The sequence below is a fragment of the Sphingomonas phyllosphaerae genome (assembly GCA_036946405.1).
Lineage (GTDB): Bacteria > Pseudomonadota > Alphaproteobacteria > Sphingomonadales > Sphingomonadaceae > Sphingomonas > Sphingomonas phyllosphaerae_D.
In genome coordinates, this window is record JAQIJC010000001.1 from 2,310,173 (window position 1) to 2,325,618 (window position 15,446).

Annotated in this window: 19 protein-coding genes; 12 read left to right on the forward strand and 7 right to left on the reverse strand. The window is 68.5% G+C overall.

Annotation, left to right across the window (positions count from 1 at the left end; genetic code table 11):
• The first annotated feature begins 7 nt into the window (after positions 1–7).
• From PGN12_11040 to rimM, 5 genes are all read left to right on the forward strand, one after another.
• A complete protein-coding gene (locus tag PGN12_11040; GenBank protein ID MEH3104431.1) occupies positions 8–562 on the forward strand; it encodes a DUF924 domain-containing protein in 555 nt (184 codons plus the stop codon).
• Between the two features lie 306 nt (positions 563–868).
• The gene (gene ffh / locus PGN12_11045; GenBank protein MEH3104432.1) at positions 869–2,389 is read left to right on the forward strand and encodes a signal recognition particle protein; all 1,521 of its coding nucleotides are present in this window, start codon (positions 869–871) and stop codon (positions 2,387–2,389) included.
• Between the two features lie 122 nt (positions 2,390–2,511).
• Positions 2,512–2,937: a 30S ribosomal protein S16 gene (gene rpsP / locus PGN12_11050; protein MEH3104433.1), complete on the forward strand. Its 426-nt coding sequence runs from the start codon at positions 2,512–2,514 to the stop codon at positions 2,935–2,937.
• Between the two features lie 57 nt (positions 2,938–2,994).
• The gene (locus PGN12_11055; protein MEH3104434.1) at positions 2,995–3,132 is read left to right on the forward strand and encodes a hypothetical protein; all 138 of its coding nucleotides are present in this window, start codon (positions 2,995–2,997) and stop codon (positions 3,130–3,132) included.
• A gap of 16 nt (positions 3,133–3,148) precedes the next feature.
• Positions 3,149–3,595: a ribosome maturation factor RimM gene (gene rimM, locus PGN12_11060; GenBank protein ID MEH3104435.1), complete on the forward strand. Its 447-nt coding sequence runs from the start codon at positions 3,149–3,151 to the stop codon at positions 3,593–3,595.
• A 139-nt stretch (positions 3,596–3,734) separates the two neighbouring features.
• On the opposite strand, the gene PGN12_11065 is transcribed toward rimM, so the two are convergent.
• Complete coding sequence (locus PGN12_11065) at positions 3,735–4,643, reverse strand: NAD(P)/FAD-dependent oxidoreductase (GenBank protein ID MEH3104436.1); 909 nt, start codon at positions 4,641–4,643, stop codon at positions 3,735–3,737.
• Positions 4,644–4,706: 63 nt separating this feature from the next.
• Between PGN12_11065 and PGN12_11070 the strand changes: the two genes are divergently transcribed.
• From PGN12_11070 to rplS, 5 genes are read left to right on the forward strand one after another with little or no spacing between them, the layout of a single operon-like run.
• On the forward strand, positions 4,707–4,994 hold the full coding sequence (locus PGN12_11070; GenBank protein MEH3104437.1) for an AbrB/MazE/SpoVT family DNA-binding domain-containing protein: 288 nt from the start codon (positions 4,707–4,709) through the stop codon (positions 4,992–4,994).
• Complete coding sequence (locus PGN12_11075) at positions 4,991–5,368, forward strand: type II toxin-antitoxin system VapC family toxin (GenBank protein ID MEH3104438.1); 378 nt, start codon at positions 4,991–4,993, stop codon at positions 5,366–5,368. The genes PGN12_11070 and PGN12_11075 overlap by 4 nt, the downstream gene beginning before the upstream one ends.
• Positions 5,368–5,694 carry a hypothetical protein gene (locus PGN12_11080; GenBank protein ID MEH3104439.1) on the forward strand — a complete coding sequence of 109 codons (327 nt, stop codon included), beginning with the start codon at positions 5,368–5,370 and terminating at the stop codon, positions 5,692–5,694. The genes PGN12_11075 and PGN12_11080 overlap by 1 nt, the downstream gene beginning before the upstream one ends.
• Positions 5,691–6,419, forward strand: coding sequence for a tRNA (guanosine(37)-N1)-methyltransferase TrmD (gene trmD, locus PGN12_11085; GenBank protein ID MEH3104440.1), 729 nt, complete (start codon positions 5,691–5,693; stop codon positions 6,417–6,419). Before PGN12_11080 ends, trmD begins: the two co-directional genes overlap by 4 nt.
• 2 nt (positions 6,420–6,421) lie before the next feature.
• Positions 6,422–6,805 carry a 50S ribosomal protein L19 gene (gene rplS, locus PGN12_11090; GenBank protein MEH3104441.1) on the forward strand — a complete coding sequence of 128 codons (384 nt, stop codon included), beginning with the start codon at positions 6,422–6,424 and terminating at the stop codon, positions 6,803–6,805.
• 205 nt (positions 6,806–7,010) lie between these two features.
• On the opposite strand, the gene PGN12_11095 is transcribed toward rplS, so the two are convergent.
• The 4 genes from PGN12_11095 to PGN12_11110 all read right to left on the reverse strand — a co-directional run bounded on the left by PGN12_11095 (position 7,011) and on the right by PGN12_11110 (position 11,260).
• A complete protein-coding gene (locus tag PGN12_11095) occupies positions 7,011–8,087 on the reverse strand; it encodes an FAD-dependent monooxygenase (protein MEH3104442.1) in 1,077 nt (358 codons plus the stop codon).
• On the reverse strand, positions 8,069–8,755 hold the full coding sequence (locus PGN12_11100; protein ID MEH3104443.1) for a methyltransferase domain-containing protein: 687 nt from the start codon (positions 8,753–8,755) through the stop codon (positions 8,069–8,071). Before PGN12_11100 ends, PGN12_11095 begins: the two co-directional genes overlap by 19 nt.
• Positions 8,752–9,807, reverse strand: coding sequence for a type III polyketide synthase (locus PGN12_11105; GenBank protein MEH3104444.1), 1,056 nt, complete (start codon positions 9,805–9,807; stop codon positions 8,752–8,754). The genes PGN12_11100 and PGN12_11105 overlap by 4 nt, the downstream gene beginning before the upstream one ends.
• 124 nt (positions 9,808–9,931) lie before the next feature.
• Positions 9,932–11,260, reverse strand: a complete 1,329-nt coding sequence (locus PGN12_11110; GenBank protein ID MEH3104445.1) for a replication-associated recombination protein A — start codon at positions 11,258–11,260, stop codon at positions 9,932–9,934.
• Between the two features lie 127 nt (positions 11,261–11,387).
• Between PGN12_11110 and PGN12_11115 the strand changes: the two genes are divergently transcribed.
• Both PGN12_11115 and PGN12_11120 read left to right on the forward strand, forming a co-directional pair.
• Complete coding sequence (locus PGN12_11115) at positions 11,388–12,011, forward strand: PadR family transcriptional regulator (protein ID MEH3104446.1); 624 nt, start codon at positions 11,388–11,390, stop codon at positions 12,009–12,011.
• Complete coding sequence (locus PGN12_11120) at positions 12,008–12,298, forward strand: DUF2218 domain-containing protein (GenBank protein ID MEH3104447.1); 291 nt, start codon at positions 12,008–12,010, stop codon at positions 12,296–12,298. Before PGN12_11115 ends, PGN12_11120 begins: the two co-directional genes overlap by 4 nt.
• A 97-nt stretch (positions 12,299–12,395) precedes the next feature.
• Here PGN12_11120 and PGN12_11125 read toward each other — a convergent pair whose 3' ends face one another.
• Positions 12,396–13,547 (reverse strand): glycosyltransferase family 1 protein, encoded by a 1,152-nt coding sequence (locus PGN12_11125; GenBank protein ID MEH3104448.1) that lies wholly within the window; start codon positions 13,545–13,547, stop codon positions 12,396–12,398.
• A 48-nt stretch (positions 13,548–13,595) separates the two neighbouring features.
• Positions 13,596–15,377 carry a cation:proton antiporter gene (locus tag PGN12_11130; GenBank protein MEH3104449.1) on the reverse strand — a complete coding sequence of 594 codons (1,782 nt, stop codon included), beginning with the start codon at positions 15,375–15,377 and terminating at the stop codon, positions 13,596–13,598.
• Positions 15,378–15,446 lie beyond the last annotated feature (69 nt).

Genomic DNA, 15,446 nt, shown 5'->3' on the forward strand with positions numbered 1-15,446 from the left:
TCTAGTTATGACGAGGGATGAAGTCGACTCCGCGGCGCGCGAAGTGCGCGACTTCTGGTTAGGGCTGACCACGGAGCAGCACTTCGCGAAGGACGATGCGCTGGATGCGGCGATCCGCGCGCGGTTCGGGGCGTTGCGCGATCGGGTGCTGGCGAGTGGAGCGGCGGGGTGGCGGGACGATCCGCACACGCTGCTGGCGGCGGTGATCGTGTTGGACCAGTTTTCGCGCAACCTTTTCCGGGGAGAGGCGGAGGCGTTCAGGGCCGATCCGCTGGCGCGTGAGCTGACGGAGCTGGCGATCGCGCGCGGGTGGGATGCTGAGCTGTCGAAGGAGGAACGGGTGTTCCTCTACATGCCGCTGATGCATGCCGAAAATGCGGAAGGGCAGGAGAAGAGCGTCGCGATGTTCGAGGCACTGGGGATCGAGGAGAATATCCGGTTCGCTCGCGATCATGCCGAGGTGCTGGCGCGCTTCGGGCGGTTTCCCTCGCGCAATGCGGCGCTGGGGCGCGAGACGACCGAGGCGGAGCGGGCGTATCTGGAGGCGGGTGGGGGCTGGTAGGATGACCAACCGTCATTCCCGCGTAGGCGGGAATCCAGACGCGCAGGTCTTCGCAAGAGTCACGACCGTCAGAGGTTCTGGATCCCCGCCTTCGCGGGGATGACGGCTGGGTGGAGAGGCGGGGATGACGGTAGGGGCGGGAGGCAACGTCCGAACCAACTTGCCTCCGCTACCGCATTCGGCTATCGGCTCACCCAAGTTCCGTGGTGGGACGCGAAGGATCAAGCGCTCCTGTGGCGCACGCTGGCCGGCGAGGTTTCGCCCGCCGGCGTATTTTGCGTTTTGCGGCGGGTGAAAGGAGTTTCGATGTTCGATAGCCTCAGCGATCGTCTTGGCGGCGTCTTCGACCGGCTGCGGGGGCGTGGTGCGCTCACCGAAGCCGACGTGCGTCAGGCGATGCGCGAGGTGCGCGTCGCGCTGCTCGAAGCCGACGTGGCGCTGCCGGTCGCGCGGCAGTTCGTCGACGAGGTCACCGAAGAGGCGATCGGGCAGAACGTGCTTCGCTCGGTCACGCCGGGGCAGCAGGTCGTCAAGATCGTCAACGACGCGCTGGTGCGGATGCTGGGCGGCGACGATCCCGAGGCCGCCGAGCTGAACCTTGCGGTCACGCCGCCGGCGATCGTGATGATGGTCGGCCTGCAAGGCTCGGGCAAGACCACCACCACCGCGAAGATCGCCAAGCGGCTGTCGAGCAGCTCGATGACCGGCCGCTCCGCGAAGAAGGTGCTAATGGCGTCGCTCGACGTCAATCGCCCGGCGGCGCAGGAGCAGTTGGCGACGCTCGGCACGCAGGTCGAGGTCGCGACGCTGCCGATCATCGCCGGGCAGCAGCCGGTCGAGATCGCGCGGCGCGCGGTGCAGGCCGCGAAGCTGCAGGGCTTCGACGTGCTGATGCTCGACACCGCCGGCCGCCTGCACGTCGATCAGGCGCTGATGGACGAGATGAAGGCGGTCGCCGAGGTCGCGAAGCCGCAGGAAATCCTGCTGGTCGTCGACTCGCTGACCGGCCAGGACGCGGTCAACGTCGCGACCAACTTCTCCGAGCAGGTGCCGCTGACCGGCGTCGTGCTGACCCGGATGGACGGCGATGCGCGCGGCGGCGCGGCACTGTCGATGCGCGCGGTCACCGGCAAGCCGATCAAGTTCGCGGGCGTCGGCGAGAAGCTGGATCAGCTCGAAGCCTTCCACCCGTCGCGGGTCGCCGGGCGCATCCTCGGGATGGGCGACGTCGTCTCGCTGGTCGAGCGCGCGGCGGAGTCGATCCAGCAGGAAGACGCCGAGCGGATGGCGAGCCGGCTCGCCAAGGGCCAGTTCGACATGAACGACCTGCGTAGCCAGCTCGCGCAGATGAAGCGGATGGGCGGGCTCGGCGCGCTGGCGGGGATGCTGCCGGGGATGAAGAAGGCGCAGGCCGCGATGGACGCGACGCCGGGCAGCGACAAGATGTTGGTGCATCTCGACGCGATGATCGGCTCGATGACCGTCAAGGAGCGCGCCAAGCCCGAGCTGATCAACGCCAAGCGCAAGATCCGCATCGCCAAGGGTTCCGGCACCACGGTGCAGGAGGTCAACAAGCTCCTGAAGATGCACCTCGAAATGTCGACCGCCATGAAGAAGATCAAGAAGATGGGCGGTCTGAAGGGCATGATGGCGATGCTCGGCAAGGGCGGGCTCGGCGGGCTCGGCAATGCGATCGGTGGCGCCGACATGGGCGACATGATGGGCAAGCTGGGCGGGCCCGGTGGCGGATTGGGTGGCGGCCCGGGGTTTCCCGGGCTGCCCGGCAACCTTCCGGGCGGGCCCGGCGGGTTCAAGTTCAAGAGATAGCGATCGTCGCTCCTGCGGAGGCAGGGGCTTGAGGTCTCTCCCTGACGAGGGGCGCCGGTCGTTGAAGCAGAAATGGGCCCCTGCCTCCGCAGGGGCGACGGATTAGAAGGCAAGGAAGAACAATGGCACTCAGCATTCGCCTGTCGCGTGGCGGCTCGAAGAAGCGTCCGTATTACCGCATCGTCGTTGCCGATGCGCGCAGCCCGCGTGACGGCAAGTTCATCGAGAAGCTTGGCAACTACAACCCGCTGCTCGCGAAGGACGACGAGAAGCGCATCGTGCTCGACGGTGAGCGCGCCAAGCACTGGCTGGCGATGGGCGCGCAGCCGACCGACCGCGTGGCCCGCTTCCTCGACGCGGCCGGCGTAAAGGAGCGCGCGGCGCGCAACAACCCGAAGAAGGCCGAGCCGGGCGAGAAGGCCAAGGAGCGCGCCGAGGAGCGTGCCGAGAAGCAGAAGGCGGCCGAGGAAGCCGCGGCAGAGGCGGCCAAGGCGCCTGCGGCCGAGGCGGAAGCTCCTGCGGCCGAGGCCGAGGCGACCGCCGAATAAGCATCCGATCGCGGTCGTCGTGCGTTGGCCCCGTTCACTCGAACAGGAGAGCGCATGATGACCGCCGATCCCGATCCGCGCACCGCACCCGAGGACCATGAAGACGCGACCAACCAAGGCGTCTCCGCCAACGACCCCGCCGAAGGGCGCGACGACGCCCCCGGCGGCGACGGCGACTCGCCCGACCGCGAATGAGGTACCGGCCGGCGCGATCGTGCTCGCCGCGGTCACCGGCGCGCATGGCGTGGCAGGGGAGGTGCGGCTAAAGGTCTTTGCCGACGATCTGGCGGCGCACCGCTCGTTCAACGACGGCGCGCTCAATCTGGTGAAGCTGCGTGACGGTACGATCGCGCGCTTCGCCGAAGTCGCGGATCGTACCGCGGCGGAGGCGTTGCGCGGGACGGTGCTGACCGTCCCGCGCGATGCGCTGCCGCCGCTGGGCGAGGGCGAATATTATCACGCCGATCTGCTGGGGCTCGCTGCTGTTTCGACGACCGGCGAGGAACTGGGCGTCGTCGCGGCGGTCGAGAATTTCGGTGCCGGCGACGTGGTCGAGGTGCGGCGGGCGAACGGCAAGACCTTCATGGTGCCGATCTCGGCGGTGCCGGAATGGAATGACGTGCGGCTTGTGATCGAGGCCGATTTCGTCGAGCCGTAAACCTCGCTTCTTCCCGCCGTTCGTCCTGAGGAGAGGCTGAGCTTGTCGAAGCCTCGTCTCGAAGGGCATGTACTTCGAGACGGCATTTCGGCCAGCTCAATGCCTCCTCAGTACGAACGGGGAGGGAAGACGCGGCTCACTATCTCCTGATCGGCCCGCGCTCCGCCAACAGGTTGCGGATCGCGGTCGCCGCCACTCCGGCTTCGCCCATCGCGTGGCTGATCTGGTCGAGACCCTTCACGACATCGCCCGCCGCGAACAGGCCGGGCACGCTGGTGCGCTGGTGGTCGTCGACCTCGAGACAGCCTTCGTCGCTGGCGCGCGCGCCGGCCTCGACCGCGAGCCGCGAGCGGATGCGTGAGCCGAGTGCCGGGTAGACGCTGTCGAATGCCATCCGTCCGCGCGCGGTGTCGAACGCGAGTTGTTCGCCCTCGATCGCATAGCCGCCGCACGGTCCCTCGATCCGCACTATTCCCGCCTCGTCGAGCGCTCGTGCGCACGCCGGATCGAGCGCGTGTTCGGCTTCGGGCGACACCAGCGTCACGTCGCGGGTGAAGCCACGCAGGAACAGCGCCTCGCGCATTCCGTGATCGCCGGTGCCGATGACGGCGACGCGGCGATCCGTGACCTCATAGCCGTCGCAGATCGGGCAGTAGCGGAGCAGCCCGCGCGCCAGCGCCGGATCGTGAACCTCGGGGAGCAGATGCGCGGGGCGATGGTTGACGACACCGGTGGCGAGCAGCACGGTGCGCGCGCGGTGCGTGCCGTTATCGGTGCGGACGACGAAGTCGCCGCCGTCGCGGGCGAGGCCGGTCACTTTAACCTGTTCGCGTCGTGCGCCATATTTTTCGGCCTGCGCCTGCATCAGTGCGAGCAGGTCCTTGCCGGCGATCCCGTCGGGATAGCCGGCATGATTGTGGGTGCACGGGATCATCGCCGCGCGGCTCGATCCGCTGTCGAACAGGCGGATGTCGAGGTGATAGCGCGCCAGATAGATGGCGGCGGTCAACCCGGCCGGCCCGGCGCCGATGATGATGCAATCGTCCACGAACCCTCCGCCTTGCACGCCTCGCTGCCCGTATATACATGCCGTACATACAGGAGGCCGGCGATGGGTAACGAATATCGCGCCAAGGTGTTCAAGTCTGGCAATTCTGTCGCGTTGCGGCTGCCCAAGGCTCTCGGCTTTGAGGCGGGGCAGGAGGTCCGGGTCCGCGAGGAAGCCGGCAAGTTCTCGTTCGAGTCGGTGGATGACAAGGGGCGGATCGATCTCACCGGACTTTGGGGTTCCTGCCCTGATCTCAAACCGTTGACGCCGGAGGAGCGCGAATTCGATCACTCTCCGCGTGTTTGGGACGATCCGAATTGGCAGGGTTGGGGTGAGGACCCGGCCGCGTGACGTTCATGCTCGACGCCAATATCGTCATTGCACTTCTCGGTGGCGGCCCCGATGTGTTGCGCGAGCGGGTCGAAGCGTGTCGGCCCGGCGACATTGCAATCTCCTCGATCGCTTTCGCCGAAGTCGCACTGGGGAGCTGGAACGGCAAGCGGCCATCCCTCATCGTGCTGGATCAGCTGCCAAGATTGTTCGAGATTGTGCCGTTCGATCTGCAGGCCGCTCGGATCTATGCGCAGCTGAAATTTCGGCGGCGCAGTTTCGACATGCTGATCGCAGCGCACGCGCTGTCGGTCGATCTGACCCTCGTCACGAACAACGAACGCGACTTCGCCGACATTCCCGATCTCAGGATCGAGAACTGGACCCAGCCGTGATGACTGCAAGCGACCTGCTGTGGCTGGTCGGCTTCCCCGCGGCGTTAGCGGCGGTGCTGGCCGGCGTGTTGCTGGTGCGCCTCGACCGCGGCTGGTCGCGGCGCCGGGTCATCCTGACCGCGTCCGTGCCGCTGCCGCTGCTCGGCGCGCTGCTGTGTATCGGGTTGTTCGTCGACGCCGCACTGTCCCCGCCGGCGCGGTGCGGCGTCGATGCGTGCGGGATGGCGATGGCATTCGCGATCTTCGGGCTGGCCTATGCGGCCGGTGCGTTTCTCCTCGGTGCGGCGGCGGCGGCCGGCATCGTCACTTCATTGGGACGTCGATGACCTTCCGCGCCACGATCCTGACGCTCTATCCCGAGATGTTTCCCGGCCCGCTCGGCACCTCGCTCGCCGGGCGGGCGCTGGTGGAGGGGAAATGGTCGCTCGACGCGGTCAATATTCGCGACTTCACCACCGACCGGCACCGCACCGTCGACGACACGCCGGCGGGGGGCGGGGCGGGGATGGTGCTGCGCGCCGATATCCTCGCGCGCGCGGTCGATGCGCAGGCCGATGGCCGGCCGCTGCTCGCGATGACGCCGCGGGGTACGCCGCTCCGGCAGGCGCGGGTACGCGAGCTGGCGGCGGGGCCGGGCGCGGTGATCCTGTGCGGGCGGTTCGAGGGCTTCGATGAGCGGCTGCTGGAGGCACGCGGGATCGAACAGGTCTCGATCGGCGACTATATCCTGTCCGGCGGCGAGATGGCGACGCTGGTGCTGCTCGACGCTTGCGTTCGGCTGCTTCCCGGCGTAATGGGCGCGGCTTCCAGCGGAGTCGAGGAAAGCTTCGAAAGCGGCCTCCTCGAATATCCGCATTATACCCGACCGGTCGAATGGGAGGGGCGCACGATCCCCGAAGTGCTGCGATCGGGGGATCATGCGAAGATCGCGGCCTGGCGGCAACGCCAGGCGGAGATCGACACACGGCTACGGCGGCCAGACCTTTGGGAGCGTCATGAGGGCGCTCGGGTCGGCTCGCCCTCTGGCGCGCGGCAACGGACTGAGGACTGACCATGAACCTGATCCAGACGCTCGAAGCCGAGCAGATCGCCAAGTTCAACGAAACCAAGAAGATCCCTGATTTCCGCCCCGGCGACACGCTGAAGGTCGGCGTAAAGGTGGTCGAGGGTGAGCGCACCCGCGTCCAGAATTACGAGGGCGTGTGCATCGCGCGCTCGAACAAGGGCATGGGCTCGTCGTTCACCGTCCGCAAGATCAGCTTCGGCGAGGGCGTGGAGCGCGTCTTCCCGCTGTATTCGCCGAACGTCGATTCGATCGAGGTGGTGCGCAAGGGCGCGGTGCGTCGCGCCAAGCTGTATTACCTGCGTGGCCGCACCGGCAAGTCGGCGCGTATCGCCGAGCGTCGCGACACGCGCCCGGCCGCCGCGGCCGAGTAATCGGTCCGGCCCCGTTGGGGTATTGCCAAGAGGCGTGGCGGGCGACCGCCGCGCCTTTTTTCGTTGGATCGCTGGCTTTCTAACCAAACACCCCCAGCCCTGTCACAGTGGACGTGATCCAGAGCCCCGCGGCCAGGCGATGGAAGGAAGAAGCGGGATCCCGGATCAAGTCCGGGATGACGGCGGGGTGATGCGGAGAGCCGGCTCAGGCCGGTGCTATCCGCGTCGCGGCGGCTGCCGCGCCGATCAGGCCGAGGCAGACCGCGATCGGGAGCAACGGCGCGATCATCGAGGGGCATTCGGCCGCGGCGCGGATCGTGGTGGCGATCGTAACGGGGCGGGCTGCCTGGCGGGCGAAGCGCCTCTGCCATGCCGTAGACGGCTCGGCGGCCAGCCATGCCTGCGCCGCCGACACGCCGCTCGCCAGCGCGATGCCCATGCCTTCGCCCGCCAGTGATGGGATTACCGCGGCCTGATCGCCGAGCCGGTAACAGCCGTCCGTCCCGTCATGTGCCCGCCAGCCATAGGGCACGTTGGCGATCGCCTCGATTGCGGTGGCGTCGCCCGCGAGCCGATCGCCGAACGCGGGCAGCTCCTTGGCCAGCGCGGCGAGAAGGGCATCGGCGCTGCCCGCCTCGGTCAGTCGCGAGCGGCGGATGGCGAGACAAATGTTGGCGCTGCCATCCTCCTGTAGCACGATGCCGGCATAGCCGCGGTCGAACAGGTGCAGCTCGATCGCATCCCCAACGTATCGTGCGACGGCGGCACCCCGGCGGCGGGTGCGCAGGCCGAGCGTCGGATCGGACCCACGCGCCGCGGCGGGGCGGGCTGCGCCGCGCACGTCATGCTTGCCGCTGGCGAGGAACAGCGCGTCGCTCGCCAGCCGTGCGCCATCTCCGGTGCGGAGCGCCCCATCCTCGATCGCGCGCGCGACGACGCCGCGTTCGATGGCGGCGCCGCGCGCCTCCGCCTGCGCCAGCAACAGCGCGTCGAGACGCGCGCGCGACACGCCGATCGCGGGGGCGGGGAGCGCCGTTTCGACCATCCGGGCGCGCGCGAAGATGCGCACCCGTGTCACCCGCGCACGGTTGAGCGCATCGGCGGCGATGCCGAGCCGCGCGAGCGTCTCCAGCGTCCGCCAGCTCAGGAACCCGCCACACAGTGCGTCGCCGGTGTCGCGTGTACGCTCGATCACCAGCGGTCGCGCGCCGCCCCGTGCCAGCGTGATCGCCGCGGCGCTGCCCGCCGGGCCGCCGCCGAGGATCAGCGGCTCGCGACGCATAGCCGGAACGGAAAGGTGCGGAACACGCGGGCGTCGCTCACCTTGGCTTCATTGAGCAACGACGGCCATTCATCGGGGCGGTAGCTGCGCGCGATCGACAGCCGTCCGTCATGCCGCACGATCGGATGCCAGCCGAACAGCGCGGCGAGCAGCGGCCAGCCGTGATAGGCGAAGCCGTGGCGGTGCAGGTCGTTGAGCAGCCAGCCAACGCGCGCTTCGTGCGCCATGAAGCGCAGGAAGGAGACCAACTGCTGCTGCGTCATATGGTGCGCGACGAGGCTGGAGATGATGAAATCCCAGCCGTCGCCGGCGAGATCGGCATAGTCGCCGGTGCGCCAGTCGATCGCGAGGTCCGCCGGTGTATGCGCGCGCGCCGCGGCCTCGCTGCGCGGGTTGAGGTCGACGCCGACCAGATCGAAGCCGACCCCGCGTCGTTCGCCCCAGCGCGCGATCCGCCGCAGCATGTCGCCGTCGCCATAGCCAACATCGAGCAGCCGGTAGCGCTCGCCGGGCTTCGTCAGACGCTCGAGGAATGCCAGCGTCGGTCGCGCCGCCATCGTCACGACATTGACCCGCGCCAGATCGGCAACGACCGCGGTATAGACGTCCGCCGGCAGGTCATCGGCGTCCATCAGTTCCTCGGCGGTGGCGCGCTGGTCGAGCATCACGCCGCGCTTTCAAACGCCAGCCCTTCGGCGGCGAGGCCGGGACCAAAGGCGAGCGCGATGCCATGCTCGACTGGCCGACCAGCCAGAACGCGCGCCAGCACGAACATCAGCGTCGCCGACGACATGTTGCCGTTGGCGGCGAGCACCGCGCGGGAGTCCTTCAGCGCGTCCGCGGGCAGCGCCAGCGCGTGCTCGACCGCGTCGAGGATCGAGCGGCCGCCGGCATGGACCGCCCAGCGATCGACCGCGCGTCCGCCGGTCAGCGTGGTGACCAGCGCCGGGTCGCGCAACGCGGCGCCGATCCGCCCCGGCACCTCGCCCGACAGATGCATCGCAAAGCCGTGGTCGGTGATGTCCCAGCGGATCAGCCCGGCCGCTGCGGGCAGGGTGGCGCTGAATGGCGCGCCGATCGCCAGCCCCTGCGGCGTTGCGGTGACCAAAGCGGCTGCCGCGCCATCGCCAAATTGCAGCATGGCGAGCAGCGGCTCGAGCGTGCGTTCGGGTTGAAGGTGAAGTGTCGAAAGTTCGACGGTGACGACCAGCACGCGCGCCGCCGGTTCGGAGCGGATGATGTGCCGCGCGGTCCGCAGAGCGGCGACCGCGGCATAGCAGCCCATGAAGCCGATCAGCGTGCGCTCGACGCTGCCCGGCAGGTCGAGCGCACGCGCGAGGATCTGGTCGACGCCGGGCGCGACGAAGCCGGTGCAGCTCGCGACCACCAGATGCGTAATGCCGTCGAGCTCGACCTGTGCACGCAGGTCGGCGATCGCCGCCAGCGCCAATGCAGGTGCCGCCTTCGCATAGAGCGCCATGCGCGCGCCGGTGCCGGGATGCGGCTCGGCGGCGTAGAAGCCGGTGGCGCCGACCGGCGAGCCCTGCTCGGCGGGGAGCACCGACCAGCGCTGCGCGATCCCGGCGCGCGCCGCCATGCGCGCGAACACGCGCGCCTCGCGATCGGGCAAGCGCTGCGCGGCCCAGTCGACGAAGGCGGTGTGGATGTCGTGTTCGGGCACGGCGGTGCCGATCGCGGCGATATGGGGCGTGACACGCATTACCCGCGCTCAACGCCTGTGCAGTGATTTCGGCCCGGCGATTGCAGGGTTGCGGCGACAAGACGGATGCGATTCACGCGCCGCGGCTTATCTGCTTCTTGTCGTGACGCAATCGCTTGCGCGTTCAATCCGCGCGTCGGTCGCGCGCGGTCGTCCAGAAGGCGAGCCGCTTGCGGATCTCGCGCTCGTAGCCGCGCTCGCTGGGCTCGTAGAAGCGATGGTCGTCGCCGATCTCCGCCGGAAAGAAATCCTGGGCGGCATAGGCATCGGGGTAATCGTGGTCGTAGCGATAGCCCTCGTGATAGCCGAGTTCCTTCATCAGCTTCGTCGGCGCGTTGAGGATATGCTTCGGCGGCGGCAGCGAGCCGGTGTCGCGTGCCAGCGCGCTCGCGCGATCGAACGCGACGTAGGAGGCATTCGACTTCGGCGCGGTCGCGACGTAATTGATCGCCTGTGCGAGGAACAGCCTGCCTTCCGGCATCCCGACGCGCTCGAACGCCTGCCAGGCGGTCATCACCTGCACCAGCGCCTGCGGATCGGCCATGCCGACATCTTCCGACGCCGCGCAGCAGAGCCGGCGGAAGATCACCCCGGCATCCTCGCCGCCGCGCACCATCCGCGCCGCCCAATAAAGCGCGGCATCGGCGTCGCTGCCGCGCAGGCTCTTGTGGAAGCAGCTCAGCAGGTTGAAATGTTCTTCCTGCCCGCGATCGTAGAGCGGCGCGCGCTTCTGGACGATCGCCGCCAGCGCGGCGGTGTCGATCGACACGTCGGACTCGATCAGGAACAGCGTCTCGCAGAGGCCGAGCAGATAGCGCGCGTCACCATCGGCCATTGCAATCAGCGCGGCGCGCGCATCGGGATCGAGCGGCAATGTCCGTCCCTGCTGCGCTTCGCCACGCGTGATAACGGTGTCGAGGTCGGCGGCGGACAGCCGGTCGAGCGTGAAGACCTTGGCGCGCGACAGCAAGGCCGCGACGAGGCTGAAGCTCGGGTTCTCGGTGGTCGCGCCGATCAGCACGATCGTGCCGTCCTCGACCGCGGGCAGCAGCGCATCCTGCACCGGGCGCGAGAAGCGGTGCAGCTCGTCGATGAACAAGGCGGTCGACTTGCCGGCGGCGCGCAGGTCGCGCGCGGTGGCGAGCGTGCGGCGCAGATCGGCGATCCCGGTCGACACCGCGGAGAGCTGGACGAAGGCATAGCCCGCCTCGGCCGCGATCAGCCGCGCGATCGTCGTCTTGCCGACGCCCGGCGGCCCCCACAGCACGAACGACGACAGCCGCCGTGAGCGGATCATCATCGCCAGCGGCGCGTCGGGGCCGAGCAGGTGGCGCTGGCCGATCACGTCGGCGAGCGCGCGCGGGCGCAGCTGGTCGGCGAGCGGGGCATGGGCGTCGGACGGAGCGGGGCTGGGGGGATCGACGGGATCGAACCCGGCAAACAGGTCGGCCATGTACGCTCATGTAAGGTGCGCGCGGGGCCGCGTCATGCGAGAAAGCGAAAATATATCTTGGATGCTCTTGTGCTAAATGCTTCAAGATATATCTTGCTGCATCATGACACAGAATGGAGTCGATCGGATGTTCGGTTTTTCGCACGGTGGCCGCGGCCGCCATCATCATTTCGGACCGCGCGGCGGCGGTGGCGGGTTCGATCCCGAGCGGTTCTTCCACTGGATCGAGCGCCTCAACGACGGTGAGCATCGTCGTGGCGGCGGCGGAGGCGGCGGGCGCAGCCGGCGGATGTTCGATGGCTCGGAGCTGCGGCTGGTGCTCCTCAAGCTGATCGCCGACACGCCGCGCCATGGCTATGAACTCATCAAGGCGATCGAGACGTTGACCGGCGGTGCCTATGCGCCGAGCCCGGGGGTAGTCTATCCGACGCTGACCTTGCTCGACGAAATGGAGTTGATCGCGGAGCAGGCCAGCGAGGGGTCGCGCAAGCGCTTCGCCGTCACCGACGCCGGGCGTGCGCATCTCGACGAACAGGCAGAGGTGGTCGCGACGTTGATGGCGCGGCTGGAGGCGCTAGCGGCACAGCGCGCGCAGGGCGAAGGTGAGGGCGCGCCGGTCCGCCGCGCGATGCACAACCTCCGCCACGCGGTCATGGATCGCGTGAAGCGCGATGACGCCTCGCCGGAATTGCTCCACGAGATCGCCGCGCTGATCGACGAGGTGGCGCAGAAGGTGGAGCGGCTGAAGTGACGGTGCGCGTGGCGCGCGTGCCGACGCATTCGGCGAGCCGCTATCTCCAGCAGCTCGCCAAGCATTGGAGCCACAAGATGGAGGTCAGCTTCTCCGAACAGGCGGCGACGATCGCCTTTCCGAATGGCGCGACGCTCGAGCTGCGTGCCGACAGCGAGACGCTCGACGTGCGGCTGGCGGTGCCGGAAGAGGGCGTGGTGGCGCGGATGGAGGAGGTGGTGGCGAGCCACCTTGACCGCTTCGCGTTTCGCGAGGCGCCGCTGACCTTCGACTGGCGGGCGGTGTGATGTAAGCCCCGCCTCCCGACCGTCTGCCCTCAGCTTGTCGAAGGGCGTGTTGCGGAGCACGCGCTTCGACAGGCTGAGCACGAACGGTTGGGAGCAATCACGTCCGGGGAGACGAAAGCACCTCTTGATACGCCTGCAACACCGCACCATTGGCGGTGTCCCAGCGGAAGTCTTGCGCGCGGTCGTGTGCGGCCCGTCCCATCGCCGCCCGCAACAGCGGGTCGGAGATCAACCGCGCGATCGCGGCGGCATAGCCGTCGAGGTCCTCCGGCGGTACGAGGAAGCCGGTGCGCCCGTCCTCCAGCAGGTCGACCGCGCCGGTCGCGCGTGCTGCCACCACCGGGACGCCGGCTGCCATCGCCTCCGAGGTCACCTGTCCCCAGGTCTCGGTGACGCTGGGATTGAACAGCAGGTCCATCGACGCGACCGCGCGGCCGAGATCGTCGCCGCTTTGGAAGCCGGCGAACGCTGCCTGCGGGACGCGCTCGGCGAACCAGTCGCGCGCCGGTCCCTTGCCGACCACCAGTACGCGGTGACGAACGCCGAGCGCGTCGAGCCGGGCGAGCACGTCAGCGAACACGCCGAGCCCCTTTTCGAGTACCAGCCGGCCGAGAAAGCCGATCGTCACCTCGTCATCCGCGATCCCCAGCGACCGTCGCCAGGCGAGATCGCGCGCATCGGGGTGAAAGCGGCGATGGTTGACCCCGCGACCCCAGATCGAGATCGGCGAGGTGACTCCCAGGTCGCGCACCACCTGCGCCATCGATGGCGTCGGCACCAGCACGCGGTCGGCGCGATTGTAGAAGCGGCGCAGGATCGCGACGATCAGCGGCTGGACCAACGACAGGCCGTAATATTGAAAATAGGTTTCGAAGCGGGTGTGGACCGTCGCGACCACCGGTACGCCGCGCCGTCGCGCCCAGGTGACCGCCGCATGGCCCAGGAACTCGGGCGCCGAGACATGCACCAGATGCGGGTCGAACGCTTCCATGTCGCGGCGTGGCCTGGCGGGAAGTCCGCGCCCCAGCTTATACTCGCCGCGCCCGCCCGGCATCGGGATCGCGGGGACGTCGACAACCGTGCCACGCGCTTCGAACGCCGGGGTCGGCGTGGTCGGCGAGTAGACGCGTACCTGCACCCCCTGATCGAGGAGGTAGCCGACCAGCAGGTTCTGCGCCTGGTTCGCGCCGTCGCGCACGTAATTGTAATTGCCGCTGACGAAGGCGACACGCAGGTCGGACGGGTTCATGATCCGCCCGCTAGCCGCGATGTGCGGCAAAATCGCGACCGTTTGTCCTCAAGCGGGTCGGATTTCGTCGCTGCGCCGGATGCGCCGGATCCGCGGTTGCCGCTCCAGCATCGCGGTGCGGCGGATCGTCTCGCGCAATTCCTCACGCTTTTCGTGGATCGAGGCGATCACCGGCCCCATCGCGACGCCGAGATCGACGAGCACCGCCTCCGACAATTGCAGCGAGCTTTCGAGCGTTTCCGGGACCGCGTCGGTCACCCCGGCCTTGTAGAGTTCGGCGGCATGCGCGGTGTCGCGCGCGCGGGCGATGATCGGCAACGCCGGGAAAGCGGCGCGCAATCGCTTTGTCAGTCGCACCGTCAATACTGGATCGTCCATCGTCAGGATCAGCACGCGCGCGCTCGCCAGATCGAGACGATCGAGCAATTCGGCGCGCGCGACGTCGCCGAAGATGATCGGGTAGCCGCCGGCGCGCGCCTGCGTCACCGCGTCGATGTCGGCCTCGACCGCGACATAGCGTTGTTCGTGGCGTGCCAGCATGTCGGCGACCATCCGCCCGACACGGCCGAACCCGAACACCACCGCACGCTGCCCCTCGACGTGATCGAGCGTATCGGGGCGCAAGCCGTCGCGCTTCTCGATCCGTCGCGCGATCAGGCGGCCGAGCAGCGCCAGCAAGGGTGTGATCGTCAGCCCGATCGCGGTGACGGTCTGCCAGAAGCTGGCGGTGGCGGCGGTGATGAGCTGCGCCTGCGCCGCGGTAGCAAGCACGATCAGCGTCGTTTCCGACGGGCTGCCCATCAGCATCCCCGTTTCCGCAGCGATACCGGGGCGCGCATTGGCGACGCGCAGCAGCAGATAGGTGACCACCGCCTTGACCGTAACGACGCCGAGCACCGCGGCGAGCAGCGGCATCCAGTTGCGCGCGATCGCGCCGAGATCGAGGCTCATGCCGACCGTGATGAGGAACACGCCGAGCGCGAGCCCCTTGAACGGCGCGGTCATTACCTCGACCTCGGTGTGGTATTCGGTTTCGGCGATCAGCAGCCCGGCGAGCAGCGCGCCGACGATCGGCGACAGCCCCGCCGCAGTGGTCGCGACGCTGGCGACGATCACGACCAGCAAAGAGGCGGCGAGGAACAGCTCAGGGCTCTTGGTGCGCGCCGCCTGTGCGAACAGCCGCGGCAGCACCAGCCGACCGCCGACGTACATCGCGACCACGGTCAGCCCGCCGCGCAGCGCCACCCCGGCGATCCCGACCCAGCCCTCGTCGCTGGCGGTCGGCGCCATCGCCCCCAGTGCGAAGATGATCGGGACAAGCGCGAGGTCCTGGAACAGCAGGATCGCGAAGGCACCGCGTCCGACCGGGCTGGTCGTCCCGACCAAAGGCAGCACCAACGCGGTCGACGACAGCGCGAGCGCGAGCCCAAGCCCGGCCGAGCCGCCCCAGCTCTGCCCCATCAGGTGCAAGGCGACCCCGACCAGCGCGGCACAGCCGACCAGCGCCGCGGGTCCGGTGCCGAACACCAATTGCCGCATCGCCCATAGTCGTCGGAACGACAGCTCCAGTCCGATCGAAAATAGCAGCAGCACGATGCCGAACTCGGCGAACGGCTCGATCGATTCCGGGTCGGAGATCGTGAAGTAATAGAGCCACGGCGCGCGCGGCACGAGTGCGCCGAGCCCGGCGGGGCCGACCAGCGCGCCGACGAGGATGAAGCCGATCACCGGGCTGATCCGGAAACGTGCGAACGCCGGGATCACCAGCCCTGCGGCACCCAGCACCACCAATGCGTCCGAGAAGCCTTCGTTGTGCAGTCCGATCGCCATGGAAGGGACTGTACGCAGGCGAAATGTGGTTTGTCGCCCTTCGTGACCCGAAAAATGCGGATTGCCGGT